Consider the following 25999-nt stretch of genomic DNA (forward strand, 5'->3'; position numbering starts at 1 on the left):
CGTTACTTTTTTAGTATTTCAAAGAATATCAATTACGCTCTTGAAATATAGCTAATTAATTCAACGTTTACCGCAATTTCTTTTAAACGATTGCGTTCGCTTTTCGGTGCAGTAAATGTTGCATCGATAAAATCATTCTGATGATCTAGTTTATACGTCGCTACAAATGTATCCGTATCTGATTCGAAATTAGGCAAATGTGCAATAACACGTTTAATTTCACCCGTTGAATCTTTAATTTGTCTGCCAGTAATACTTTCAATTTCTCTACCTAATTCTGGCAAAGTAATTGAACGGCCTTCTAATAAATTGAAATCTTGTTCATGCATAACGGTAACCTCTCTTCTATTCAAGGAAATTGTTAATTCACTTTATCTTTATATTCACATAAACGATAAAACATATTTATCAATTAACTTGTATTCCAACTTTTTATTTTAAATATTTTTATATGTGACGATTAAAACTTCTAATATCTTATAACGATACCCATTATAACAATTACTAAAACCAGTTTACAATGATTTCCTAGGAAATACTATTTAAGGATGTTTAAATAAGATGATATATAAATTATGATGCCTGATACCCTACGATTACTTTATGTCTTGGCATTAATATCTTTTTCTAAGTCGTCCGATTTATCTTTAAGTTTGTCTTGCTCTTTTTCTAGTTTTTCTTTTTGTTTTTTCAAGTCTTTATTTTGCTTTTCAAGTTTATCGATATCTTTTTCTAAAGACGCTTTCTCATCATCTTTACCACATGCTGTTAGAGTAATGGTTGATGCTATTATGAGTGCCAGCCATTTTTTCATGTAATATCTCCTTTTTCATAATAATATATATTTTATCATTATTTATGCTTATCTTCATTATTTACCAATAAGTTTTTGACCATAACAACCTTATTCATATCATAACCCATGTTAAAATTCATTTTTTGCATTTTTTTGTTCGAATAAGCTACAGTACTTTCTATTGTATACGCCCCTTTATCTCGTGCCCATGCTTCAATCTCTTTTTTTAGCTTAGTTGCAACACCCTGATTACGGTGAGTAGTTTCAACATATAACATCTCAATTAACGCCGTTTTCAGTGTTTTATCATATCGTGCCCAAATAAAACCAATCAACCGTTCACCTTCTGTTTGCATCAATATTGTATCGTCACTGTATCTTAAACCATGTTCAATCATTTCAATACGCAAAGCAACAGAAAGTTTAGTCTTTTTATATGTAGTATTTTGCCGTTCTAGTTCTGCTTCATGCACTTCAGCAATTCGGTTAATATATTGTGTCTGTTTAATTGTTAATCGATTCATATATACTCCTTATAAAAGCTTGTTGATTTATATTATGATATTAGTCATAATAATTCTTATCTTATAAATATATTCTAAAAAAAGGTAGCGAAATTCAAATGAAATCCACTGATAAATTAATGCGTGAAAATAATGTGAAATCACTTAGATTAAATAATACAGATAGAGAAACGTTTGAAAATTATATGACTTATGTACGAGCTGATTTAAGCGTAAATCCACATGCATCTGAAAAAATGTTAAACCGCATTTTACATCAGTTATTACAGGCCGAAAAGGAAGGCACCCTCGCAATGGATTTCTTTAATCATGATCCTAAAGCGCATGCTAAAAACGAAATCAAAAAGTTACCTAATGAAACTATAACTAATATATTCAAATATATATTTCAACATATCTTATTATTTATAGGTATTTTTTGTTTTTTAAAAGGTTTTATTGGATTTTTCATTGGCGCAAAACGTTTATATATTTATACCTTCCCTCTTATATTAATTGTCGGTTTTATTATCATTTTCTTATTTATTTGGGTAATATTTAAAACTGTGCAAATGCAATGTTTTACTAAATCACATTGGACATGGATTGGTACTTATATCAGCATTATCCTTTTATTATTTGCAACTTTCTATGTATTTTTTGTTCCACAATCTTTTTTAGCGATAGGCCCTTATCTCTTAATTAGTAATTGGACTTTTATCATTATTTCTTTTATCGTTATTCCAGTTTCACTCTATATCGATCATCACTTTATCAATAAAGATGCCAACACTTCTTTATAAACAGTGCATAGGATAAAAAAGTAGGACAACGAAATCTTATTTAAAATATGATTTCATCGCCCTACTTTTATCTATTATTTAATATGTCTATATTAAATATTTAGTCTTCTTTTTTCTCAACACGAATACTCACTAATAAGAAAATGAGTCCAATAACCGTTAATAAAGGTGCTATTAAACTTAATGATGCTATAGGTAAATTCGTAACCACGACGCCTCCTATGAATGCACCTAAAGCATTACCTAAATTAAATGCAGATTGATTCAACGTACTTGCAAGTGTTGGTGCATCTTGAGAGATTAAAGTACTCTTAAATTGTAATGACGGGCTCATACTAAAGCCAATCAAACCAAAGAAGAAGATGCCTGCTACCATTAAAATACTATTCATTTGAACGAAGTATAATAAGATGAAATATAGAATAAAGACGATAAAAATGATTTTTAAAGCTTTATTTAAATTCCAATCTGCCAGCTTACCACCAACGACATTACCAAGAGTAACCCCTATACCAAATATAATTAAAAGATAAGAGATTAAGTTTTCTTGTACATTGGAGACATCTATGAGCACAGTAGAAATATAAGTAAAGTATGCAAACACACTACTAAAACCAAACAATGTCACTGCAAGTGTTAGCCATAAACGCTTTTCTTTTAAAATTTGTAATTCATTTAAGACAGATGACTTAATCGTTTCACGTTGCATAGGAACAAAAATAATGATGCCAATCAGTGCAAGTGCCCCAATAATCGAAATAATAATAAACGTCATAGGCCAACCAAAGTTTTGACCAATTAACGTACCAAAAGGTACGCCTAATATATTACTCATACTTAATCCCATAAACATAAGTGCCATTGCGCTCGCACGCTTTTCAGGTCTTACCATACTTGCCGCAAGTATAGAACCAATACCAAAGAACGAACCATGTGCTAAAGAGGTAATAATTCGACTTGTCATCATAAACCCATAATTAGGACTAAACGATGCTGTAAGATTCCCTATAATAAATATTCCCATCAATACAATCAACAAATATTTTCTATTCCATTTTATTGTCAACATAACTATGATAGGTCCACCGATTGCTACACCCAATGCATAACCAGTGATCAATTGTCCTGCTTGACTCACCGTCACGTCAAAATCTCGTGCAATATTAGGCAATAACCCCATAATAACAAACTCTGTCATGCCAATTGCAAACGCACCAATTGCAAGCATCCATATCGCTATAGGATATTTCATTTTCGACTTACCTCCCATTACGTATTTTTTAAACATGATTGTGATTATACTAAAATGCGATTGCTTAAAACAAGGGTATTGCTTAATTTTTACTTTTTTTATATAAATCCGCTTACATTATATGTGTAGTTAAAATTAATCGCACATATAAAAAATGTTGATCATTCAAATCTAAAATAACATCTTACAAAAGTTATTTTAAAAATGAACCATCAACACGAAGGTATACTGATTTAGTTTATAAGTAAGGTATCTACAAAGAACCAAATCACCATAATAATCATAATGATTGCCTGTGCTACTGAGCTTGCTAAAAAGGCAACGACCGAACCAAAGCTCGCTTTTAGCGCTTTAGTTAAGTTAGGCTCTTGAATCATTTCTACAACAAGCACTGCAACAAATGGAACTATAATAATGCCAAAAGGTGGAAAGACAAAACAACCGACGATGACACCGACAAGTGCAACCAGTTCACTTAACTTTGAACCACCAAATTTATTTACAAAGTATTTATTCATAATAAAATCAGCAACAAGAATAAATACCGTGAATAATATCATAGAAACATAAAATACCCATGATAAGTTGCCATTATGAAAACCAAATTGATAAATTAAAAAACCGACCCATAACACTAATACTGAAGGAATAATGGGTTTAATTAATCCAATAAATGCTAAAACAAATGCTGCTATAATACATAGCCATAAAATTACTGTCATGATTATCTACTCCATACTTTCTTCTGTAAATTTTTGATCTTTAGTAAAGAAAATCAGTATCATGCCAACAAATATTGAAGCTGCTGAGACATAAAATACATTGCCTAAACCAACCCATTGACTCATGATACCACCTAATAAATTCCCACATAATTGACCAATAACCATCGCATTAGCAAATAATGTCGACGCATAACCCGGAAAATCTGGTAATATATCTTGGAAATAGCTAATACCTAGCCCAAGTAAAATTGCTAAAAATATGGCTAAGAATACTTGGCCAACAAACATCATTACAAGGCTTTCGAATACCCCAATGCTAAAGTAAAATAATCCACCAAATAAACCGCCTAATATTAATAGTGTGCGCGTTGTTAATTTAGCAGATAAAATACCGAGTAATACCATAAATGGTACTTCTAATCCTGCACATAAACTTGCCAAACCGCCGACAAACCCTTCAGGTTCATTTAAATAGTTTGTAACGAACAATGGCATATTCAACGTATACATCCATTGCCCAATATGCAATAAGATAAACGCTAAAAATGGAACTAATAATACTTTATCTTTTAACATATTTGGTGCAGCTGCTTCTACATGGTTCACATCGGAAACTGTGTGTTCCGTTTTAATATCTTTAAAAAAGAAAACTTGCAGTAGTAAAGTGAAGATTATAATTGTAATGGTGCCCCCAAACAGCCCTGAATAACCATTTGCGCTTAATAGCAAAGCACCTATTAAAGGACCAAATAAAAATCCAAATGAAAACATTGATCTCAAGACAGCATTTGCAAATTTGGCTTTATTTTTAGACGCGGAGGCATTAATTGATTCTCTTGCCGAGGCATACATTTGTGGCATTGCAGGTGCAAAACACCCTTGAAAAATCGCATACATCGCTATAAAAATCCAAATTTCATGAATATAAAAATAAATAGAAAAACTTACAGCCCCCATAAACAGGGCAGCAACAATAATCAATTTCCTATTTATATTTCGCGTATCTGAAAATCGTGCCACAATAGTATTTACAATAAATTGACTTATTGCTGCTAAAGCTAATAATAACCCGTATTGAGAGGACGTCATTCCTAAATCATTTGTAGCAAATAACACTAAATAAGGTACGGTAATCGCAATTCCCATTCCCAATAGCATCATATTAATTACAAATAATTTGTAATTCTTGATATGTAATAAGGCACTAAACATATAGCCAACCTCTATTCTATAAATAATATGTTCAACAGCGTGAAAGTGAGTATTCCAATATGGAAATATTTCTAACTATAAGAAAGTTGAGATGGTTTGTCGTTTATGATTCAACATATTCCATCATTAAATTGATAAATGATTCTACTTGAGGTAATTGCTTCATACTCGCATCGTAGCTTAAAAATGTTGAACGAATCAATGGTTTTTCATCAATATTTACACGTTGGAATTCAAATTGCTCTCGATCGAGATGTTTCATCATAATTTCAGGTAAAATCGTAACGCCTACACCATTCAATAACATTTCTTTACATGTAGCAACTTGGTCAACAGTAATCATCGCATGATAATCTTGACCTATTTGACTACCATACCATTCTTTTATCTGATTAATATAAATTGGATCAGCTTGAAATTCAATAAATGGCATCTTATCTACTTCATCATTGCGATTTTTGGGATGAATAAAGAAATGTTCATCATTGAAAAGATGCGTATTACTTAAATTCATCATTTTATTACCACGAATAATCATGACATGGTAATCTCTATGATTTGCTTTTATCTGTTCACTTGAACCTACTTGAACTTGAATTTCTACGTTTGGAAATTGTCGTGTATATAAGTTTAAAACTTCTGGCAATAATGTTTGTCCAATTAAAGATGAACAACCAATCGATATCGTACCATTTACTTCGCCAATATGCGCTTGCATTTTGTCTAAGAATAGACGCTCTCTATTAAGCATCTCTCTAGCATGCTCAATAATCATTGCGCCTTCAGTAGTCGTAATCAATTGTTTCTTTGTTCGAATAAATACATTTACGCCAAAAGCATTCTCAATGGCCTTTAGACGTTGCGTGACTGCAGGTTGAGAAATATATAATATTTCTGCTGCTTTCCTAAGTGTTTTAGTTTCATCAAGCGTAGTTAACAAGCGATAATCGTCTATCTTCATAATTATCCCCCTATTTTTTATGCACGTTTCTGTAGCCGCTTCCATTTCATTACAACATGTTTTCCATTATGCCCATAATGTAACCTGTAAACAAACTGACTCATACTTCAATACGCACGTTTTATCTCAATATTTCATTTCATACTAACCACAATCACCTTTTCAGTTCGTCCTCGCTACTTTCACTATAGTTCAGCAATTAAAATAAATAAAAGACATTCAAGTTATGTTTCAAATGTCCTTTATTCTATGTGTATGGTTCACTATAACACGTTTTTTTAATGACTCCTATCCTATTTTTCAAAGGACTACATACTGCATAATGAGCGATTAAGTTTGTTATGCATATTAATCAGTTTCTAATTTTCTTTGGATCTAGATGAAGACTTCTGACTCCATTGTTCAAATGTACCTTTTTTATGCTGAGGTTTTGTTTCAGTTCTTTCATTTTTCGCCTGTTTGATGTGTTTTTCTTGTTTGTGCGAGGGCTTATGCTTGTGTGTTTTAGCTTTATGATCTTTCGGTTTATGCTGTGCTTGCGTTTTTGTAACACCTTGCTTATGTTGCTTTGCCTTTTGTTTAATTTTATAAAAGCAATACATAATCTTATCTTGCATCGATTGAAAATCTGCATCAATTTTAATCATTAATTGATGTGCAATCACATAAGCTTCGTGATACTGCTTTCTCGTAATTTGCCCTGACTCTAAAGCGCGTTCTAAATCGTCTTGGTCTACAAGTTCATATTCGCCATTGGGTAATACAAGTACATCCAGACATAAATCAATTGTGCGTGCATTACCTTTTTGTGTAACATTTTTTATATTTATATCAAAATAATATTCCAACGGATTGCCCTTGTCATCTAACATCACTGTAATACTATAGCGCTTTTTCTCAGGTAAGATTTGTAACCATTGATAGTTATCATCAGCAACAATAATATTTTGACCTACAACTGAAACCTCTAATGGTTCTCGTACTTTATTCATTGTGACCAAACCAATGATTCCTTTGAACTTATTATTGTTCACCTTGACCTCAGTATATTCTCTATCAATGATGCGACGCCAGTGACGCTTATCGATATATTTTACTTTCACTGTCACCAACTCCTTAACATTATTATATAAAACTGTCTTCTTTATGTCATCTCATGAATTATATTGTCAGCATTCAATTTGCACTGCAGAAAATTTGATTATTATTATTGTACTATACTTCATAGCGTAAAAGCGAAATTGACAATCTTTATGAATTCTGTTAAATTTTATCTATATTTTTCTGAAAATTCTATAAATAAAGGAGATAGAACCATGGCAGTTATTCAAAGACCATTTAGAGCCGATCATGTCGGTAGTTTATTACGTCCTGAACGCTTAAAACAAGCACGCCAGGATTACCAAAACAACATTATCGATGCACAGGCATTGAAACAAGTTGAAGATGAGGAAATTGAGCACATCATTGAAAAACAACTTGAAATTGGATTACATAGTATCACTGATGGAGAGTTTCGCAGAAGTTGGTGGCATTTCGATTTCCTAGAAAATTTAAATGGCGTAGAAGGTTATACCTCAGACCGTGGTTTAGAATTCGAAGGTGTAGAGACACGAAATCACAATGTTAAAATCATTAGCAAAGTACAATTCAATCCAGATCATCCTCACTTTGAGCATTTCAAATTTTTACATGACAAAGTAGATGGACGTGCTACATCTAAAGTCTCTATACCAAGCCCTAATCAATTATTTCATCCTAATATTTTAAATGAAGAGATTTATCCAGATATCGAAGACTTTGCGCATGACGTCGCAAAAGCCTATCATGATAGCCTACTTAAATTTTACGAATTAGGCGCACGTTACATTCAATTAGACGATGTTTATTGGGCAAACCTAACTTCAGGTACACAAAAGACGCGTGGTCGTGATCGAACTGAAGAAGAAAAAGAAGCTGCACGTCAACTTGCCTATCAAGTTGTCAATGAAGCTGTTAAAGATTTACCAGAAGATTTACTCATTACCACACACATTTGCCGTGGTAACTATCAATCTACTTGGGCAATTTCAGGTGGCTATGAACCTGTAGCACCTTATTTATTCCAAGAACAACTTGGTGGATTTTTCTTAGAATATGATGATGAACGTTCTGGTGACTTTGAACCTTTACGTTTCTTCCCTAAAGACAAATCTGCAGCAGTGTTAGGATTATTTACATCAAAAAATGGTGATTTAGAAGATAAAGCAACGATTCTTAAGCGTATTGAAGAAGCACAAAAATACATTACTTTAGATCAAATATGCTTAAGCCCACAATGTGGCTTTGCTTCTACAGAAGAAGGAAATAAATTGACTGAAGACGCGCAATGGAAAAAATTAGCTTACGTTGTCGAAATTGCAAATGAAGTCTTTGGCACTGCGAAATAATTTTAAATATCTTGTCTTACCCAAATACGGTAAATGAAGAGATTGCATATTAAAACAACCCATTTTATGGCGATGTGATCTTAGATATATCATAAATTAAGCTACGCATTTCTTGAATTTCAAAAGAAATGCGTAGCTTATTAATGAAGCAACGTTTCTTTAAATAAATGAGACATTACATTTTCAATTCAATCATCTACAGCTTAATTCAAAAAAGAGTCTGGGGCATCTATTTATGTCCTAGACTTTTTCACTTATTTATTATTTTTTTCTATTTCATCTGCCTTTAAAGCATAGCGTTCATTTATCTCTGTTAATTCTGGATAATGTTTATCTAGCCACTCTTTACTAAGCAATTCAAAATGTTCAAATTCAAAGCCTGGTTGACACATACAGCCAACCAAAGCATATGCATTTTCATCTTCTACACTAGATGCAAAAATCGTACCTTTAGGAACGACGTATTGTAATACGTCACCCGCTTCAATATGCTTACCTAATGTCACCTTTTCATATTGGCCATTCGGAGAAATCATGTGAATTGTGAGTGAATCACCCTCATGATGATACCAAATTTCATCAGCATCGATACGATGAAAATGTGAAATATTATGATAAGTTAGCAAAAAATAAATACTTGTGTAAGCTGCTCTATCCATGTCTTTATCATGGTTACCTTTGATAACTTCTTTATAATAGCCACCTTCTGGATGCGGTTGCAATTCTAATTGTGAAATCCAACGTTGTACTGTTTGTTCCATACTACTTCAAATCCACATTATGGAATACATTTTGTACATCGTCTAAATCTTCTAACGCTTCTACTAATGTTTCAAATGTTTCTTGGTCTTCTGCTGATAACTCAATATCTGTTTGTGGTAACATTTCAAATTCAGCTACTTTAAATGTATCAACGCCTGTTTCACGTAATGCATCTTGCACCTGAGCGAATTGATCCGGTTCAGCATAGACAATCGTTAATCCATTCTCATCTATAACATCTCTCACATCTATATCTTGTTCCATTAATGCTTCCAATATATCATCCGCTGATTTATCTTCTATACCAAAGACTGCCGTGTATTCAAACATATACGCAACCGAACCAGAGACACCCATGTTGCCACCGTTTTTACCAAAAGCTGCACGAACATCAGATGCTGTTCTATTCACATTATCAGTCAAAGCATCTACGATAATCATTGAACCACTTGGACCGAATCCCTCGTATCGTAGTTCGTCGTAGTTCTCTTCACCAGAACCTTTTGCTTTTTCAATCGCTTTTTCAATAATATGGTTAGGCACTGAATATGTCTTCGCGCGTTCTAAAGTTAGACGCAATGCTTGGTTTGACTCAGGATCTGGTTCTCCAGATTTAGCAGCCACATAAATTTCTTTACCAAATTTAGCATAAATTCTACTTGTATTTTTATCCTTTTCGGCCTTTTTTTCCTTAATATTATTCCATTTACGTCCCATATTTCCATCTCACTTTCTCAATAACTACATTGATTAACATGTTATATTATACAATAATTTCCACAGAGAATATAGATGTAAGCCCATAACATCCATTTTGTTTATTCACCTTATATACTAAAAAACAGGCGTGGGTTTACCTGGGCTAACGCTCACGCATATGTCTCACAAGCATTTTTACGTGTCATATCTATGTTTTAGCTTATGCATAAAGACGACGCTATTCTATAAAAATAGAAACATCTTTTCTTTAAACAAGTGAGAACATTGCATTTTCAATATAGCCATCTACTCCCTAATTGAAAACGAGCCCAAGACATCTATTTATGTCTCAGGCTCGTCGTTATATTTATATTCTATTTTCATATAAAAATTTCGTGTTAATAATGAATGATTATTTTACATATGCTTCAATATCATCAAGTAGAGTCTCATATTTTTCTGCGTTGTCGTCATTCATAAATAAGTAGACTTTACGTTCATCTTCTGTTGAACGTATTTTACTTACTCTGTCTTGATCGATTAAGCGACGGATAGATGCAAGCACCTTCGTTCTACTCAACTCTAATTCCGTTGTTGCAATTTTTAAAAATGGTTGCATTAGCATATTTTGATTCCTACAGTTATGTCGTATAAGTTCTAAGATAGCTACATCATTCATTGTTAACTTATAGGTTTCTTCAACGTAATGCATCACACGTTTATACTTTTTATAAACATTTAAAAATTGCGCTTTTTTCTCTTCATTCATTGTTGTTACACCTCCAAATGCTAGTAAGCAATACAATATAATTATCCATAAAATGTAATTGCTTGTCCTTATCATTTGTAATTATAGGTTTGTCAAAATTGCGAACAATAATAAATTAAGTTTCATAACGCTTTTTCAATATTGCATTTTATAAATTTTATTATGTGTTGATCATTTATATATATCAATAATGTGCACTGTATTATAATCTAAATTTAATGTCAAAGTTTCTTCTTCAAAATGATGCTCAAACACACTGAATTCAGGTTTATTATATTCATCTATTTTCTTAATACATTCATTTGACCATTGATAATGGTTACGTAAGTGCTCAGGAATCGCGTAATTAATATTACCGTACACGTTGCTTATAGTTTCATAAAAAATAACATAAGCACGTCGCAACATCATATCCTTAAAGTTGATATGAATTTGGATGTTTTGTTCTTCGTGATCTAAAGTATTTTCACTCTCAACTACACGCCAGTCACCCACAAAAATTGTGATTTTGTGTGGGTGATGTGCTACCGTATAATAATCATATTCTTTCACGCTAGATTTACTCTTTTCCATTAATCTTTCATATATATTACCTAGAATAGAACGGAATCCATTTCTATCATATAAATACAATGCATGTTTCTTATCCTCTTGTTTAACTAAATCTATACCGACACCAAAGAAGTTTCCACGCGCTTTCTTAAACATACTCATCAATAATGGCGGACTTTCTATTAACTCCATATGATCATCATTTAATAAAAAATTATTATGAACATTTAAAAGATAATATTTTCTTTCTTCTAACTGCATTTCACTCATTATTTTTTTAATATTACTGAATTTAAACACTTCTTTGGTAAGTAACTCTTCATGATCTTCATTAAGATAAGATGATGATAATTTATGATTATCAATAAAATAGTAATCAAATCCAATGCGCTTCAATTGAGGCTCCATATTTTTAAACGCTTCTGGCTGATTGAATAAATGTGTAATATCAACACCAAATTTCACATTTTTTCTATAACGTTGTATTTTAATGATATTGCGATATATTTCTTTAAGGGGCATCGTTGAAAGATCAAAGACGTAGCTGACCTAGTGCATGCTATCTTCTAACAACTCAGGATGTGATTGTACATATGATTTGTATTGACTATAGATCTCATCTATATAAATATTCACTTCTTCATCTGTTTGAATTTGAAATGCTATATTAACATTTATATTCAACACAAATTTTATAAAACCGCAATCCACATCTGTTGTAAAAGCACCTCGTAATGATTCAACATCTATCATGCAATAAACTAATACTTTTTGTGAGCCTTCAAAGATATAGCGCATACTTTGGTTATCAAATAAATTACGAAATTCTTCTAAAGAATGGATTTGAATGACGATTGCATCGTTGTTAGATTCTGCCATTTCATTGATATCTAAACAAATATAATTATTTTGGACATTTAGTTTCTGTAATTTTTTGGCAATGATTTGTTGCGTTTCCTCAAAGTTTTGCTCATCGTCTTTTGTTACAATATTAAAGACTTTATCTGATTTTGTAAGTTGTCGATATTCTTTAGGTGAATATCCAAAATAATGTTTAAATTTTTTACTATAACTCGCAGAACTACTAAAACCATAAGCATCTGAAATTTCAGAAATCGTAAGTTCCCCGTCTAATAATGGACCGATTGATACTGATAATTTTAACGTGTCTACATAAGTTTTAAATCGCATGCCTAATGTATTATAAAATTGGCTTGATATATTTGATTGTGATATAAACACTTTATTGGCAATTGCTTTCAATGTTAGTCTTTTATGTAAATGTGTATTTACGTAATCTAACATTTCACCTGTAATACCATAAAATGAATAATCTGTTTGTTGTTTTAAATAATTAACATCAATCTTAGCTTCTGTCGCAATAATATCAACGATTTTATACATATAAGTTTCATATAGTTCATTTGTCAGTGTTTGATCTAAATGATGCTTTGCTAAATTTAATAAAGCTTCAAGTAATTTGCTCGAAGATTGTATCAACTTAGATGTATATTGATACTCAAAAAATGAATATCCTCGTTCATGAAACCAATCACTAGAAATATATAATAATAGCGACATTTCGTTTCTTTTGATTCTAAATATTTCTGTATTATTCACGATAAGAAAATCTTCTTCAACTTCTACATTTGTTATAAAATGCTGTACTTCAACGGCATCCTTTAAAGGAAATAATAATAATATACCGTCTGTCACGCGCTTAGTAGGATACTTGTGCTTAGAAATAATATTTAAGCATTGCGCTTTCATAATTTAACCTCTTTCGAATATTGTCATAGGCTATGCATTAAACGCTCACTTCACTATTAATTCTAGCTTAATCACGTCATACCCCAAATATTTCAATTAACATACTTTTAGTCTTTAGGTAATTTTGAATAAAATAATTAATTTTGTCAACATTTTTTTGTATTAATCGAACTAAATTTTAAAATACAGATATAGTATTATTAAACTTTTAAATAGTTCACAAAATTTAAAATTACACTAGATTTTAAAAAAACACCCTTATAAATTACTGTAGAAAGTAATTTTAAGGGTGTAATAATATTTTTTGGATTATATATATACTTTATTTAACTATTTTCTCATTCTGTTGGCAAGTCTTAATACATATTTTATAATATGAAGTAAGTTAATAAACAAGTTGAAACCCATTTCTCTCGGTGAGAACTGACCCCGTTTCATGCGGTTAAAGTCATATAACGTATAGAGTAAAAATAGCAATAATCCTACAACTGTAATAATTGTATGGAAAATTGGATTCTGGATAAACATACCTATTAAACTTGCAACAATTAATGCAATGAGTGTTACAAAAAGGTATTTACCCATGCTCGCTGCATTTCCAATAACGAAAAATCCAATCAATCCAAATACAATAAAGGCAGATATGGCTAATATAATATTCTTATAAAAAACCTCTGGCCCTAAATTCTGTAAATACGCCGTAAACGTTGCATAGGATAGCAACCCAAGTATAATGGCATAGATATGAGAAATCACAAGCCCATACTTACGCGCTCTATTAAAAATTAAAGTTATTAATACTAAACCGAGCAGTACAAAAGAAAGTGGTTGTCTCCATGACATTGGTAGGTATTGTCCAAAATAACAACCTATTCCAAAAATAATCCAATAATATACAAAAAAGAGCCAAACTTTTCCGTATGCATGTGATTTTGATTGTTCTTTAGTCTTTTTTTGCTGGTTATTTACATGTTGTGCTGTTTCAGCCAACGCAATCACTCCTCAATTCCAAAAGCTACTATAAATAAATAAAATATATGCGTTTAATCATAACATTAAACGTCTATATTAATAGCATGTACTTTTTAAATTTTCCACAAAAATAATGCGTAATACTTTAATGTTCACGTTTTTTCAAATAAACAAACATTGAATATACAATATTTTTAAAATTTATTATTTATAGACTTTTTTTATATCCGCTTATGTTACATTTGAAATAAATATCATCTTACTTGAAATAACAGAAAGACTTGTAAATGGCGCAGTAAAAGTATTTATTTCATATAAACATGGCATTACGAAATTTTAATAATATTACATCTTGATAACAACGTACACAAAGCAAATGATTTTTGTTAGTATGGAACGTGAATTCAGATTAAAAACACTAACGAATATATTTAATACATATTTACGGTTAGATATATAGGAATTGAAGGAGGAGTTCTTTTGAAAAAGTTAGCATTTGCAGTTACAGTAGCTTCAGGCGCGGCAGCCGTTATCGCCAATCATGAAGCCGATGCGTCAACACAACATACAGTAAAATCTGGTGAGTCACTTTGGTCAATTTCACAACAATATGGTGTTTCAGTAGACGAAATCAAACAAAGCAATGACATCAATAACAACATGGTATTCCCGGGACAAGTTATTGAAATTGGTGGAAGTAGCTCACAAGAAAGTGGATCTACATCAAATAACACTTCAAATGGTTCATCACATACAGTTCAATCTGGTGAATCACTAAACATTATTGCAAATCAATATGGTGTGTCAGTTGATGAAATCATCGCAGCTAATAATTTAAATGGATATTTAATACATCCTAATCAAACACTAACAATTCCAGGTACTACAGGAACAGGTGGTTCAGGTGGAACTGCTACAGAAACACCAAGTTCAAATACAGGTGGTTCTACAGCAAGTGATGCTAACCTATATGACTGGGGACAATGTACTTGGCATGTATTTAACCGTAGAGCGGAAACTGGTCAACCAATCAGTACTTACTGGTGGAACGCTGATCACTGGGCTAATAATGCATCAGCAGATGGTTATACAGTTAATAATGCACCTACAGCAGGTTCAATTATGCAAAATTACGAAGGACCTGTAGGTCACGTAGCTTATGTTGAACGTGTTAACCCAGATGGTAGTATTTTAATTTCAGAAATGAACTATAATACACCACCAGGTACAGTTGATTACCGTACAATCCCAGCTTCACAAGCTTCAAGCTATAACTACATTCACTAAATATATATTCAAGCGAGTCTGGGACATAAATAGATGTCACAGGCTCTTTTTCATTTAGGCAGTAGATGACTGAATTAAAAATTCGCTTATATCAAGCTTTTTTCAATCCTAGTCATCCTTGCCGAGGTAGGAATACGAAATCTCTATTAGAAAATTTGATTTCTGTCCCACTCCCGTTTTTTTCTCCTCTTATTTATTATTAATATTCCCACCTATGCGCCCTATCGCTGTATAAATAAAAAGAACGAGCAGATAAACACAATTGTTAAACAATTGGTTTTCGCTCGTTCTTTTAGTAAATCAATTGATATCTATCTAATGTATGTAAATACCAATCAACAAGTGCCTATAGTGTAAGAAAATTACTATCTATAAGAAAATATTTATAATGTAGTAAATAATTGCTGCAACAAGTGCAGAAATTGGTAATGTAATTACCCATGTGATAATCATACGTTGTGCTGTATTCCATTTCACACCTTTAATACGGTTAGATGAACCAACACCTAGAATAGATGAAGATACAACATGTGTTGTGGATAATGGGAAATGTAATGATGATGCAACAAATATTGTTAACGCAGATGATAAATCTGCAGCTGCACCATTAGCTGGACGTATTTTCATAATATTACCACCAACTGTTTTGATAATTTTCCAACCACCAACAGCTGTACCTAGTCCCATTGCAGTAGCACAGGCAACTTTAACCCATAATTGCGGTTCAACGCTTGTACCTGTTTGAATATTAGCAACTATTAAAGCCAATGTAATAATCCCCATTGATTTTTGCGCATCATTTGTACCATGAGAAAATGATTGTAGTGATGCTGTGAAAATTTGGAAAAATCTAAAGTTACGATTAGACTTTGTAAGATTTGCATTTTTAAATACAACTTTTACGATTGAATACATGATAAAACCAACACAAAATGCAATAATCGGTGATACAAGTAAAACAACGATGATTTTCGTGAATCCTTCATAATGTAATACTGCAAATGAACCTTGCGAAGCAATTGCTGCGCCAGCAATAGAACCAATTAATGCGTGTGATGACGAACTTGGTATACCATAATACCATGTGATTAAATTCCATAAAATAGCTGCGATAATGGCTGCTAATACGACAATAAGACCATTTTCTAATTTAAATGGGTCTACAATATCTTTCGTAATTGTCCCTGCAACCCCAGTGAAAGTTAAAGCACCAATAAAATTCATCACTGATGCTAAAAGTATCGCAGTTCTAGGCGTTAAGGCACGAGTAGAAACAGCAGTAGCAACAGCATTGGCTGTATCATGGAAACCATTGATAAAGTCAAATATAAGTGAAAAAATAACGATAGCTACTGTGATGATCAAAATATATTCCATAAGTTAGGACTCCTTAGCTATTTTTCATGATTATTGTTTCAAAATTATTTGCTACGGCTTGACATTTATCTGCAATCTCTTCCATGCTTTCATATATTTCTTTTATTTTAATAAGAGTGATTGGATCTGTTTCACTATTAAATATGTGTTTAATTGATTGACGTAAAATACCGTCACAATTTGTTTCAAATTCTTTTATGTTAATAGAATGGATACGCATATGCGATAATTTTTTCTCTACAAGCAAACCAACAGCTAATTTCATTTCTGCGATTGCTTTTTGGATATTATCTACAAATTCAGCCATGTATTCATCTGTATATTCAATAGAATACATTTCGAACATACCTGATGTTTCTTCAATTGCATCTAAAACATCATCAATAGCGTTACATAAAGAGAGGATATCCTCACGTTCAATTGGTGTAATAAAAGTTTGGTTTAAGTCTGAAATCACTTGATGCATTAATTCATCGCCGTGTGATTCATACGTTTTAATATTGTCTGAGTATACTTTAAGGTCTAAATGCGTATTAAACTCCATTTTCCCAAATTCAATTGCTGCTCTGTCTAAGTTGAAAACCATTTCTTCAAGTTTCACCATGAACTTATCTTTTTTCTTGTTAAACATTCAAAAAATCCTCCATTTACAGCGATTGTCCTCAATCACCTTCAATAAATTTAAAAAAATTTAAAATCCTTTAAGACAAATTAAGATTGGCAAGATTTACAATTTGCTCATTTTTTGCCAGTATAACAGCATTTGTTAATTATATGTAAATGAGCATTTGCTTATATTAGTTTAAAAAATCTCACAAATGTTAATTTATCCTTATTTGAAAATAGCACAAAATTTACAATACTACAATTAAATTTACAAATTCTTAACATTTCATTTTCATTAATTTAATAAAATGATTTTCATACATTATGAATACAGAATACATCTCTATCAAAAATGATGATTTGTACTTATGCTTTATAATATCGCATTGTATCTAATGAGATTTTTAAATAAAACTCACATTAGATATAATTGCACATTTACTTTTCAGATTCAACAATTACTTTTATAAATACACAAATGATTTAATAGTTTCTGTCAACGCTTCATTTGTACACAATGATGCTTTCAATAAAAAATTGTCGACAAATATAGTCATTTGCCGACAATGCCTCTAGATTATATATAAGCAATGCAATCTGATATTGCTACATTATATGATGAAATTCTTTTTTTTAAAATTTGATGTCAATCTAATCTCATAAGTAACGCTTATATATTTTGTGATAATTTTGCTACAATTTCATTTTGATTCGGGAAAATAAATTTAACTACTGTTCCTTTATCTAGTTCTGAATGAATACGCACGCATATGCTCAGTTTTTCTTTAACGTGATTAACCAAATATAAACCTAAACCTGATGATGTCGTATTATTTCTATTTGAAGTAGACGTAAATCCTTTATCAAAAATTCTAGGTAAATCCTTTTCACTGATACCTTTGCCTTCATCTTTAATTTCGAGTACAACGTGTCTACTTTCTTTTAATGCACGTATATGTATCATACTTTCTTCACTATATTTAACAGCGTTAGATAACACTTGTCTAATCATCATGCGACACCACTTTGTATCTGTATATACATTCAATGTATCCTCAAAATCTAAGTCATAACCAATGCCTTTAGACTGACTGATGTATCTTGTAATCTGTATTTCTTCTATTACAAGGCGTTTCAATGGCACATGTTCGAAATACATATCTTTATTCTGAGATTCAAGTCGTGTTAAAAATAACTGTCTATCTAACATATCATTGATACGCGACCATTCATAAAGTAAGGCGTGCTTCCTAGATAAATCTTGTTCTTTTTCTATTAACAGTTTCATTGCTGTTACAGGTGTCTTAATATCATGTACAAAATCAGTCAACGCCGCTTCCGTAGATTGAATTTGTTGCTTTTGATGTGTAACTAATGCTTTTTGATTCGTAATTTGCCCATATAAGTAATTCACCATTTCTTGTTGAAACGGTGTGTCTGCTAATGATTTATGCTTCAAAGCTTCTGGTTCTATATTTTCGTCAAGATGCTTATAAAATTTCACTTCTTTTAAATAAGTAAATATTAAGAACAACACCGATAGGCCTATATTTAAAATAATAATATATAAAATGCTATATACACTAATATCATAATCTAAATAAGCAATACCTAAGAAAATGAAATGCAGAAATAATAGCCATAGTATCCAATATATGCGCGAGCGTAAAAAGATAAAAAACCATTTTAAATTAGCCATGCGCCATATATCCTTTGCCAATTTTCGTTTCAATGGCATCATTCATATCTATATCTGCTAATTTCTTTCTTAATCTATTCACATTAACGGTTAATGTATTGTCACTAACAAAAGCTTCATCATCCCACAACGCAGTAATGAGTGTATCTCTCGTAACAATTTGATCTTGTTTTTTCACAAGCATTTCTAATATAATCATTTCCGTTTTAGATAAATATATTTGATGATCCTCTTTACTTATACTATCTTTTGATAAGTCTAATATCGCATCTTGCCATGATAGCACACGCTTTTCATCTAAGCTAAATTGATAGACACGTCTGTATATGGCTTGGAGTTTCGCTATTAATACATTGGTATTAAATGGTTTTTGAACATAATCATCCGCGCCAAGTTCCATACTCATCACTTGATCCATTGGATTATCCCTAGATGATAAAAATAAAATGGGTGTATTAGAGACTTCCCTAATTTTTCTTGTCCAATAAAATCCATCATATTTGGGTAATTTAACATCCATAATGACGATTGCGGGATTAACAGATTCAAATTTAGTCATCACATCATTAAAATCATCTATACCATTTACATTGAAATCCCATTGTTCCAACTCTTCACTTAATTCTTTAAATAATGTCATATCATCTTCTACTAATAGTATATCCATAAAATCACCTTTTTATTTTGTATATTTTATATCTTCACCTGACTGGATTCGTCCATTAAAATGCTTAATTCGACAATCGATTTCAAAGCCACGCAGCATTAAACCTTGGAACGGCGATTGAAATAAGTAATACACAGGCCAAACTAATTTAGGTATATAGTCATATAGATGCACTAAGACAGTTTGTGTCCCTTTCAGCATACGGAACTCCAGCTTACCTTGCTTTATTACATTGGCCTTAACAATAGAACCACTTACTAAATGTAGCACAATCATATCAGATTCGACTTGCATTTTATGAAGTACTAACACAGGTTTCTGCTTATCTTTTATGTAGATTACATAATTATCCTTGTCTTTGTACGCATGCAGCATCGTTCCTTTTGTTTCATTTAACCAATTAAAATAATATTCAACCATTTGGTCTAATGTCCAATTCATCGGTAATTGAATACTCAACGCACTGCGTACATCATCATATTTAGAGACTTGTAATTCAACTGCCACATGTGGGCGTGAAACGATCGCTTCCGTTTGTTCTACTGGTACACCGTATGCTGACAAACGTTGAATGGTTTCATGATCAAATCGACTACCGCTAATATAAATGATTTTACCTATACCGTTCTCAGCAGCCGCCCTTCCAAAATTGTCAGAAGCAATTAAGTTTAAATCTCTTGCTGTTGCTTGTGTTAATTTAGCTGAATGTTTGGTTGGATCCAAATAATAAATGGCAATATCCATGTCTTCCATCGCATTTAATACATCATCATAATTATAAATATCTTTTTTCAACCATATCACTTCTTGGAAATCTTTCTCTTTAGGATATTTGGATAATGTATATAGATTGCCTTCATCTTTTATAGAATGAATCAAGGTTTTCCCTATATAACCTGTGACACCAGCGAGTAAAATATTGGGCTTCATAAGCATACTTCCTTTTTATTAGTTTGACTCTATTTAAATAATACCTAGTAATATCATGCTAATGATGTTAAGTTATACTATAACTGAGTATTAGCAAAATAGATATAAGGAGTGTTCATACATGGTTCATCAAATACGTGAAATTGGTATCAATGATATAGATCCATTTGTAAAGTTATTAACGACAATTTATGATGAATCTGATTACTTAATATATAATCCTGGGGAATATGCACCGTCTAACAATGACGCCATTGCAAACTTGGAACATTACATCACATCACCTTCTAACGCCATTTACGTAGCAGAGAATAACGATGAACTCGTTGGCTTTGCTATTGTTACGACAGGTAATTTTGAACGCACGCGCCACGAAGCTATATTTTCTATGGGCGTTATCAGACATTATCGAGAGAAAGGGCTCGGTCAATCATTAATTAACTCTGTTGAAGCATGGTGTTTAAATCATCATATCCGTCGTATTGAAGCTTCGGTCGTTCCTGAAAATGAAACAGCAGTAGATTTATTTAAAACTGCAGGATACCAAATTGATGGTGAATTGCGTGACAAATTGTATATAGATGGTAAATACTTTAACAAATATGTCATGTCGAAGTTACTACTTTAATTTACCTCTCAACTATTTATCTAAACGTCGCTTATATATAAGTTTATTGTAAATGAAAAACATGTCAAACAGTAAACTAACTTCACTATTATTGTCTCAATTTCACATTGTAGCAGCAGTAATGCGCGTAGGTGTCAGTTTTTTATCATTCTCTGTTAGATTAACCTGAAAGAATGGAACTTGGTCATCTTTTTTAGTTAAGTAGAACGTATTATCTAATTACTAATTGTCTTGTCTGTTGTACTCTAACTCATGTTATATAGTAATTTATAACGTATTGATATATGTGGCAAAGTGCATACACAATAAATGAGCTACTCGAATCGTATGATAAATCGTAAATATTGTAAGTTATTAAAATAAAAAGCTAATCCGATAAACGGATTAGCTTTTTTGAGCATAGTCATTGGCAAGCTCTTTAGATTTACACTTAAATCTTCAACATACATACCAATGTATATGATGCATTAATTTATTAATATGGATTTAATTCGATACCATTAGGATTCGATGTTTCTTCATCCACTTCAGTTTCTACACCTGAAGAACTTGTATTTCTACTTAAGAAACTTTGCACTTTTTTCATATTTTGTTTCGATTCTGGTAACTCTAAATGGAATTGATATTGATGTCTTAAATTGTGCGTTCCATCATAAAATAGTTTATCTGTAGGTATGCCTTTAGATTTTAATTTTTTATAAAACTCAATGTTTTGACTATAAAACGGATCTGCATCACCTACTGATAAAAATGTAGGCGGATAGTCTTTTGTAACTTGATTAATCGTGGACATTTCACTAATATATTTAAACTGTGTCTCCCAGTCTCTCTTACCAGTATAACTTTCCATAAACAGTTGTATCCTTGGAAATTCAGTGGCTTTAACAGTTTTCATATCGTAAAAGCCTCCAAAGAAGATTGCTGCTTTTATTTTATCTGGTTCAAATTGCTGTTCAAATCCCATATTATCTCTTAGAGATTTATTCGTTTGCATCGCAGTATATTGACTTGATAGCTGAGCACCTGCTGAATCACCACCAAAAATCACTTGATCAAAATCCATAGGTAACTCATGTTTATTTTTTTTAATAAATTGTACCGCTTGGTCAATTTGATGAAGTTGCGTTGGATATTTATAGTCAGGTGCAAGTGCATAGTTAATATTTACTACAATATATCCCTGTTCAGCAATTTTTGATAGTAATGGATTCTTATATTGTTTATCCCCTGCTATAAAACCACCACCATGCATCCAAAATACGACCGGCAATTTATTATCTTTATCTAAATCAGTAGGCGTTAAAATATCTAATCTACTGTTTGGTACGCCTGTACTATAAGTTATATTGGTAAATGCATTGACATTTCTATTATTAATTTGTACTTTTTCTTTTATTTCTCTAGAATGCTGTCGATCATACTGCTGTTTTAACAACAACGCAGTAACTAACGCTACCACAATAAATACAATCACAGTAATTATCGTCCACTTGTAATTTTTCTTCATGCATGACCTTTCCTTTCGGAAGCATTGTACCATAATTCATACAGTAGTGTGAATTGGCTAACAAATATAGATGAATGAAAAAGTCTGAGACATCAATAAGTAAGATGCCTCAGACTTTTACTCAATGGGAAGTAGAAATAAAGTCCCTTCCCTAATGATAATTATTTAATATATCTTTTTATTTAAGCAATAAATTTCTTGTTCTGACGTTTTCTACTATAGTATTTCACAAGTACGCCTATTACAACAACTAAACCTACAACACCCATAATTGGATATAAGAAGTTGATAAGACCAGCGAAACCTACAAAGCTTAATGCGAATGCAACAATTACCATAACCACGATAAATATGTGATATTTTTTACTATATGGTTCTGTAAATCTTGCCGCAAATGAGTACATTAAACCAAGAATTGTGTTATACATTACCGCTAACATAATGATAGATAACACTAAACCAATCCAAGGATGGATATCATTAGCTAACGTTAACATTGGAATAGATGCATCTTCGATTTTTGTAAATTCTGATTGTAATGCAAAGTTGATAAGTGCTAATAATATCGTATAAACGATACCACCAAATAATGCACCTGCGCCTGAAACTCTACGTCTCGAAGCATCGCCACCAATTGCAACAATCGTACTAAACCCAACTGCAAATGCTAAACCACCATAGTTGATACCATATAAGATACCTTTTACGAGACTTGCATCTGGGACTGCGTCATTGACTTCACCAAACGAAATACTTCCATTAAATAAGTAATACGCAGCAATAATAACAACTAAAATTATTAAGAATGGTGTGACTACGCCTAAAGCACGTACAATTTTGTTAAAGTCCATTAATAAAGTGATATAAATTACAATAACCATTATCAATGCACCCAACCATGTTGGTACGCCAAAACTTTCTTCAAACGTTGATCCTGCGCCAGCAAGCATTGTGACTGAAATACCAAATAAGAAAAATATTAATAAGTAATCGACAATTTTACTGAACTTATTTCCAAATAAGTAATCTAAAGTAGACTCATGATTTTGTGCATCAAAAGCAGTTCCGATTTTCGCAACTTGTCTACCTATAAATCCTAAAATCAGACCCGAAAGTATAACACCGATGTATGACCATAAGCCATATGGTGAGAAGAATTGCATTACTTCCTGTCCTGTTGAAAAGCCGGCACCTACAACGATACCAACATAAGCGAATCCAATTTTTACCGCTTCTTTATTCAACCCCATGTAAATTTAACCTCCTCATAGTTAACACATTGAGTTATTATAACTTACTGAATAAATTTTGCAACAGCACACCATAAAATTTCACACTATACATTATTTTTAACACAAAGAACCAAGTGAAACACATTACAGATAAATGTAGTTTACTTGGTTCTATTTAAAATAGATTGGATTATTTGTCAAAATCTAATATTTTTAATACTTCACCTAAATTAACTAACTCATTAATGGGCATTTTTAAAACGATTTAACTCGTTAAATTCAACAACCACATTATCCATACGTTTAGCAGTTTCTTTAAGCACATTACGCGCAACACTATTCGTAGGATCTAATTTAAGTATTTGACGTGATACATCGAATGCTTTTTTATCAGAAATGACTGGTTCCGGAACTGCATGTAATAATAACATTTGTAACAAGCTTTTTACTTCTTTGCCCTCAGTGATTTTTATGGATGCTTCTGCGTGATAAAATGCAGAATCCAAAGCCCCATGGAGTTCACTTAATGGATAGACTAATAAGAGAAACGCTAAATCGTGCATTTCTGCCGTTTCTTCTTCTTTCATCATATCTAAAATACATGTATAAAACATAATATTTTCCACTTCATGAGCACTTGAAATATAAGCTTCTTCAAATTCCATAAAATCTGACTGGGACATTAAACGTTTGACTGACTCAAATTCGCCGTTTAAGACATGCTTTTGTATTAAATCTTTCATGGCAATGTCCTCCTAGGTATCCAGATTTCTATAACAGTTAGCTTTTATTCTACCATAATCTATCTCTATTTTCATTTAAAAAAGAAGTTTTTTGTCAAATTAGTTGCTACCTTCATATTTAACTTACTTTTTATAGTTTTTAACAATAGCTATGCGCATTAGCCAAATGTTTTATTTAACGCTTCTATGGTCTCATCAATAGATCCACCAACTGATAATTTAACTGCTGCAGTAAAACTCCCTTCAACAATAGGTGCATCAACTTTCTCTACTCGGCGTTGCCCTTCATACATCTCAATTGCTAAATCTAAGTTCATTTCTGCAGACCCGATATCATAAAAACATAACGTATCATCATCTACTTGATTAATTAACGCTTGTATATGGTCATATGACGTGCCGATATCATCGCCTACACCACCTTGATCAATTACTGTCACACCCGGTGCCATTTGTTTTAATAAATCTTTTGTACCAGCCGCAATTGCTTTACTATGACTAATGATTACGATTTGAGTCATTATGATTCATCTCCAATCAATGCATTTAAAATGTAAACACTACTCTGTGCGCCTGGGTCAACGTGTCCTTTCGAATCTTCCTTGAAATAGGAAGCACGTCCTTTTGTAGCTTCAATATCTTTTGTCATATCAGCATATGATTGCAATACATCAAGCGTCAAGTTTTCACCTTGTTGTATGGCTTGATTAGCACGTTCGATAACGTCAAACATGGTTTTTTCATTTAATTCTACTTTGCCTCTTTGCGCAATCGCTTCTGAAAATGAATTTAATAGTGCTTTTAAATTGTCTTGATCAATTTCTTCATTGACCACTTGAGACATTTTTACAAAGCTGAAGCCATACAAAGGGCCTGAAGCACCACCGATATGAGACATTAAAGTCATTCCAGTAGACTTTAATAAACTTTGCATAGAGCTGTCATCAATATTATCAGGTAAAGCTTTAAAGCCTCTTACCATGTTAACACCATGATCCCCATCACCAATAGCTCTATCTAAATCCGTAAGTAGTGTTTCTTTTTCTTCAAATACTTCTACTAATTCTAATAACCGTGCTTTGAGTTCAGAGATATTCATGCTTCCACTCCTTCAGTTT

At 31.9% G+C, this 25999-nt stretch carries 28 protein-coding genes; 4 read left to right on the top strand and 24 right to left on the bottom strand.

Going from position 1 to position 25999, the window contains the following annotated elements:
- Window positions 1-32: 32 nt before the first annotated feature.
- From L987_RS02510 to L987_RS02520, 3 genes are all read right to left on the bottom strand, one after another.
- Window positions 33-329, bottom strand: coding sequence for a hypothetical protein (locus L987_RS02510; protein ID WP_011303692.1), 297 nt, complete (start codon window positions 327-329; stop codon window positions 33-35).
- 272 nt (window positions 330-601) lie between these two features.
- Window positions 602-814 carry an SA0632 family lipoprotein gene (locus L987_RS02515; protein WP_002483983.1) on the bottom strand — a complete coding sequence of 71 codons (213 nt, stop codon included), beginning with the start codon at window positions 812-814 and terminating at the stop codon, window positions 602-604.
- Window positions 815-852: 38 nt separating this feature from the next.
- Window positions 853-1320, bottom strand: coding sequence for a GNAT family N-acetyltransferase (locus L987_RS02520; RefSeq protein ID WP_011303693.1), 468 nt, complete (start codon window positions 1318-1320; stop codon window positions 853-855).
- A gap of 98 nt (window positions 1321-1418) precedes the next feature.
- Here L987_RS02520 and L987_RS02525 point away from each other — a divergent pair, with 98 nt between their 5' ends.
- The gene (locus L987_RS02525) at window positions 1419-2102 is read left to right on the top strand and encodes a DUF1129 family protein (protein WP_047502769.1); all 684 of its coding nucleotides are present in this window, start codon (window positions 1419-1421) and stop codon (window positions 2100-2102) included.
- Window positions 2103-2202: 100 nt separating this feature from the next.
- Here the strand turns inward: L987_RS02525 and L987_RS02530 are convergent, their stop codons facing one another.
- The 5 genes from L987_RS02530 to L987_RS02550 all read right to left on the bottom strand — a co-directional run bounded on the left by L987_RS02530 (window position 2203) and on the right by L987_RS02550 (window position 7355).
- Window positions 2203-3354 carry an MFS transporter gene (locus L987_RS02530; RefSeq protein ID WP_047502772.1) on the bottom strand — a complete coding sequence of 384 codons (1152 nt, stop codon included), beginning with the start codon at window positions 3352-3354 and terminating at the stop codon, window positions 2203-2205.
- 233 nt (window positions 3355-3587) lie between these two features.
- Window positions 3588-4076, bottom strand: coding sequence for a DUF456 domain-containing protein (locus L987_RS02535; RefSeq protein ID WP_047502775.1), 489 nt, complete (start codon window positions 4074-4076; stop codon window positions 3588-3590).
- 6 nt (window positions 4077-4082) lie between these two features.
- Window positions 4083-5291, bottom strand: coding sequence for a sugar efflux transporter (locus L987_RS02540; protein ID WP_011303697.1), 1209 nt, complete (start codon window positions 5289-5291; stop codon window positions 4083-4085).
- A gap of 103 nt (window positions 5292-5394) precedes the next feature.
- Window positions 5395-6252, bottom strand: coding sequence for a LysR family transcriptional regulator (locus L987_RS02545; RefSeq protein ID WP_002483989.1), 858 nt, complete (start codon window positions 6250-6252; stop codon window positions 5395-5397).
- A gap of 359 nt (window positions 6253-6611) precedes the next feature.
- The gene (locus tag L987_RS02550; protein WP_047502778.1) at window positions 6612-7355 is read right to left on the bottom strand and encodes a DUF402 domain-containing protein; all 744 of its coding nucleotides are present in this window, start codon (window positions 7353-7355) and stop codon (window positions 6612-6614) included.
- A 213-nt stretch (window positions 7356-7568) separates the two neighbouring features.
- Between L987_RS02550 and L987_RS02555 the strand changes: the two genes are divergently transcribed.
- The gene (locus L987_RS02555; protein ID WP_011303699.1) at window positions 7569-8681 is read left to right on the top strand and encodes a 5-methyltetrahydropteroyltriglutamate--homocysteine S-methyltransferase; all 1113 of its coding nucleotides are present in this window, start codon (window positions 7569-7571) and stop codon (window positions 8679-8681) included.
- 254 nt (window positions 8682-8935) lie between these two features.
- Here the strand turns inward: L987_RS02555 and L987_RS02560 are convergent, their stop codons facing one another.
- The 6 genes from L987_RS02560 to L987_RS02580 form a co-directional block, all read right to left on the bottom strand.
- On the bottom strand, window positions 8936-9442 hold the full coding sequence (locus L987_RS02560; RefSeq protein ID WP_047502782.1) for a cupin domain-containing protein: 507 nt from the start codon (window positions 9440-9442) through the stop codon (window positions 8936-8938).
- A gap of 1 nt (window position 9443) precedes the next feature.
- Entirely contained in the window at window positions 9444-10160 is a 717-nt protein-coding gene (locus tag L987_RS02565; protein WP_047502786.1) for a YebC/PmpR family DNA-binding transcriptional regulator, read from the bottom strand.
- Between the two features lie 394 nt (window positions 10161-10554).
- Complete coding sequence (locus L987_RS02570; RefSeq protein ID WP_047502788.1) at window positions 10555-10911, bottom strand: transcriptional regulator, SarA/Rot family; 357 nt, start codon at window positions 10909-10911, stop codon at window positions 10555-10557.
- 171 nt (window positions 10912-11082) lie between these two features.
- Window positions 11083-11985: a hypothetical protein gene (locus L987_RS14020; protein WP_231558560.1), complete on the bottom strand. Its 903-nt coding sequence runs from the start codon at window positions 11983-11985 to the stop codon at window positions 11083-11085.
- A 27-nt stretch (window positions 11986-12012) separates the two neighbouring features.
- On the bottom strand, window positions 12013-13233 hold the full coding sequence (locus L987_RS14025) for a helix-turn-helix transcriptional regulator (RefSeq protein WP_231558561.1): 1221 nt from the start codon (window positions 13231-13233) through the stop codon (window positions 12013-12015).
- Window positions 13234-13563: 330 nt separating this feature from the next.
- Window positions 13564-14223, bottom strand: a complete 660-nt coding sequence (locus L987_RS02580) for a Bax inhibitor-1/YccA family protein (RefSeq protein WP_011303704.1) — start codon at window positions 14221-14223, stop codon at window positions 13564-13566.
- A 462-nt stretch (window positions 14224-14685) separates the two neighbouring features.
- On the opposite strand from L987_RS02580, the gene L987_RS02585 reads away from it, so the two are divergent.
- On the top strand, window positions 14686-15492 hold the full coding sequence (locus L987_RS02585; protein WP_011303705.1) for a LysM peptidoglycan-binding domain-containing protein: 807 nt from the start codon (window positions 14686-14688) through the stop codon (window positions 15490-15492).
- A gap of 369 nt (window positions 15493-15861) precedes the next feature.
- Here L987_RS02585 and L987_RS02590 read toward each other — a convergent pair whose 3' ends face one another.
- The 5 genes from L987_RS02590 to L987_RS02610 form a co-directional block, all read right to left on the bottom strand.
- Window positions 15862-16869, bottom strand: a complete 1008-nt coding sequence (locus L987_RS02590) for an inorganic phosphate transporter (protein WP_011303706.1) — start codon at window positions 16867-16869, stop codon at window positions 15862-15864.
- Window positions 16870-16882: 13 nt separating this feature from the next.
- The gene (locus L987_RS02595) at window positions 16883-17500 is read right to left on the bottom strand and encodes a DUF47 domain-containing protein (protein WP_011303707.1); all 618 of its coding nucleotides are present in this window, start codon (window positions 17498-17500) and stop codon (window positions 16883-16885) included.
- A 645-nt stretch (window positions 17501-18145) separates the two neighbouring features.
- Window positions 18146-19174, bottom strand: coding sequence for a sensor histidine kinase (locus L987_RS02600; protein WP_047502792.1), 1029 nt, complete (start codon window positions 19172-19174; stop codon window positions 18146-18148).
- Entirely contained in the window at window positions 19167-19841 is a 675-nt protein-coding gene (locus L987_RS02605; RefSeq protein WP_047502795.1) for a response regulator transcription factor, read from the bottom strand. Before L987_RS02605 ends, L987_RS02600 begins: the two co-directional genes overlap by 8 nt.
- A 12-nt stretch (window positions 19842-19853) precedes the next feature.
- Window positions 19854-20771, bottom strand: coding sequence for an NAD-dependent epimerase/dehydratase family protein (locus L987_RS02610; protein WP_011303710.1), 918 nt, complete (start codon window positions 20769-20771; stop codon window positions 19854-19856).
- A gap of 121 nt (window positions 20772-20892) precedes the next feature.
- Here L987_RS02610 and L987_RS02615 point away from each other — a divergent pair, with 121 nt between their 5' ends.
- Window positions 20893-21399 (top strand): GNAT family N-acetyltransferase, encoded by a 507-nt coding sequence (locus tag L987_RS02615; RefSeq protein WP_011303711.1) that lies wholly within the window; start codon window positions 20893-20895, stop codon window positions 21397-21399.
- Between the two features lie 475 nt (window positions 21400-21874).
- On the opposite strand, the gene L987_RS02620 is transcribed toward L987_RS02615, so the two are convergent.
- From L987_RS02620 to dhaL, 5 genes are all read right to left on the bottom strand, one after another.
- Entirely contained in the window at window positions 21875-22906 is a 1032-nt protein-coding gene (locus L987_RS02620) for an alpha/beta hydrolase (RefSeq protein WP_011303712.1), read from the bottom strand.
- A gap of 182 nt (window positions 22907-23088) precedes the next feature.
- Window positions 23089-24156 carry a YkvI family membrane protein gene (locus L987_RS02625; protein ID WP_011303713.1) on the bottom strand — a complete coding sequence of 356 codons (1068 nt, stop codon included), beginning with the start codon at window positions 24154-24156 and terminating at the stop codon, window positions 23089-23091.
- Window positions 24157-24380: 224 nt separating this feature from the next.
- Complete coding sequence (locus tag L987_RS02630) at window positions 24381-24881, bottom strand: hypothetical protein (protein WP_002484008.1); 501 nt, start codon at window positions 24879-24881, stop codon at window positions 24381-24383.
- A gap of 158 nt (window positions 24882-25039) precedes the next feature.
- Entirely contained in the window at window positions 25040-25402 is a 363-nt protein-coding gene (dhaM, locus tag L987_RS02635) for a dihydroxyacetone kinase phosphoryl donor subunit DhaM (RefSeq protein ID WP_047502798.1), read from the bottom strand.
- Entirely contained in the window at window positions 25402-25980 is a 579-nt protein-coding gene (gene dhaL, locus L987_RS02640) for a dihydroxyacetone kinase subunit DhaL (RefSeq protein WP_002484010.1), read from the bottom strand. Before dhaL ends, dhaM begins: the two co-directional genes overlap by 1 nt.
- Window positions 25981-25999 lie beyond the last annotated feature (19 nt).

The organism is Staphylococcus sp. ZWU0021 (assembly GCF_000798895.1).
Lineage (GTDB): Bacteria > Bacillota > Bacilli > Staphylococcales > Staphylococcaceae > Staphylococcus > Staphylococcus saprophyticus.

What these genes read in the sequence shown, in the direction of transcription:
- L987_RS02545 (WP_002483989.1), bottom strand. Translation starts at nt 6,252, where the DNA reads ATGAAGATAGACGATTATCGCTTGTTAACTACGCTTGATGAAACTAAA.
- L987_RS02560 (WP_047502782.1), bottom strand. Translation starts at nt 9,442, where the DNA reads ATGGAACAAACAGTACAACGTTGGATTTCACAATTAGAATTGCAACCG.
- L987_RS02625 (WP_011303713.1), bottom strand. Translation starts at nt 24,156, where the DNA reads ATGGGGTTGAATAAAGAAGCGGTAAAAATTGGATTCGCTTATGTTGGT.
- L987_RS02565 (WP_047502786.1), bottom strand. Translation starts at nt 10,160, where the DNA reads ATGGGACGTAAATGGAATAATATTAAGGAAAAAAAGGCCGAAAAGGAT.
- L987_RS02530 (WP_047502772.1), bottom strand. Translation starts at nt 3,354, where the DNA reads ATGAAATATCCTATAGCGATATGGATGCTTGCAATTGGTGCGTTTGCA.
- L987_RS02595 (WP_011303707.1), bottom strand. Translation starts at nt 17,500, where the DNA reads ATGTTTAACAAGAAAAAAGATAAGTTCATGGTGAAACTTGAAGAAATG.
- L987_RS02610 (WP_011303710.1), bottom strand. Translation starts at nt 20,771, where the DNA reads ATGAAGCCCAATATTTTACTCGCTGGTGTCACAGGTTATATAGGGAAA.
- L987_RS02535 (WP_047502775.1), bottom strand. Translation starts at nt 4,076, where the DNA reads ATGACAGTAATTTTATGGCTATGTATTATAGCAGCATTTGTTTTAGCA.
- L987_RS02600 (WP_047502792.1), bottom strand. Translation starts at nt 19,174, where the DNA reads ATGGCTAATTTAAAATGGTTTTTTATCTTTTTACGCTCGCGCATATAT.
- dhaL (WP_002484010.1), bottom strand. Translation starts at nt 25,980, where the DNA reads ATGAATATCTCTGAACTCAAAGCACGGTTATTAGAATTAGTAGAAGTA.
- L987_RS02605 (WP_047502795.1), bottom strand. Translation starts at nt 19,841, where the DNA reads ATGGATATACTATTAGTAGAAGATGATATGACATTATTTAAAGAATTA.
- L987_RS02630 (WP_002484008.1), bottom strand. Translation starts at nt 24,881, where the DNA reads ATGAAAGATTTAATACAAAAGCATGTCTTAAACGGCGAATTTGAGTCA.
- L987_RS02515 (WP_002483983.1), bottom strand. Translation starts at nt 814, where the DNA reads ATGAAAAAATGGCTGGCACTCATAATAGCATCAACCATTACTCTAACA.
- L987_RS02510 (WP_011303692.1), bottom strand. Translation starts at nt 329, where the DNA reads ATGCATGAACAAGATTTCAATTTATTAGAAGGCCGTTCAATTACTTTG.
- L987_RS02620 (WP_011303712.1), bottom strand. Translation starts at nt 22,906, where the DNA reads ATGAAGAAAAATTACAAGTGGACGATAATTACTGTGATTGTATTTATT.
- L987_RS02520 (WP_011303693.1), bottom strand. Translation starts at nt 1,320, where the DNA reads ATGAATCGATTAACAATTAAACAGACACAATATATTAACCGAATTGCT.
- L987_RS02540 (WP_011303697.1), bottom strand. Translation starts at nt 5,291, where the DNA reads ATGTTTAGTGCCTTATTACATATCAAGAATTACAAATTATTTGTAATT.
- L987_RS02615 (WP_011303711.1), top strand. Translation starts at nt 20,893, where the DNA reads ATGGTTCATCAAATACGTGAAATTGGTATCAATGATATAGATCCATTT.
- L987_RS02570 (WP_047502788.1), bottom strand. Translation starts at nt 10,911, where the DNA reads ATGAATGAAGAGAAAAAAGCGCAATTTTTAAATGTTTATAAAAAGTAT.
- L987_RS14025 (WP_231558561.1), bottom strand. Translation starts at nt 13,233, where the DNA reads ATGAAAGCGCAATGCTTAAATATTATTTCTAAGCACAAGTATCCTACT.
- L987_RS02555 (WP_011303699.1), top strand. Translation starts at nt 7,569, where the DNA reads ATGGCAGTTATTCAAAGACCATTTAGAGCCGATCATGTCGGTAGTTTA.
- dhaM (WP_047502798.1), bottom strand. Translation starts at nt 25,402, where the DNA reads ATGACTCAAATCGTAATCATTAGTCATAGTAAAGCAATTGCGGCTGGT.
- L987_RS02525 (WP_047502769.1), top strand. Translation starts at nt 1,419, where the DNA reads ATGAAATCCACTGATAAATTAATGCGTGAAAATAATGTGAAATCACTT.
- L987_RS02590 (WP_011303706.1), bottom strand. Translation starts at nt 16,869, where the DNA reads ATGGAATATATTTTGATCATCACAGTAGCTATCGTTATTTTTTCACTT.
- L987_RS14020 (WP_231558560.1), bottom strand. Translation starts at nt 11,985, where the DNA reads ATGCCCCTTAAAGAAATATATCGCAATATCATTAAAATACAACGTTAT.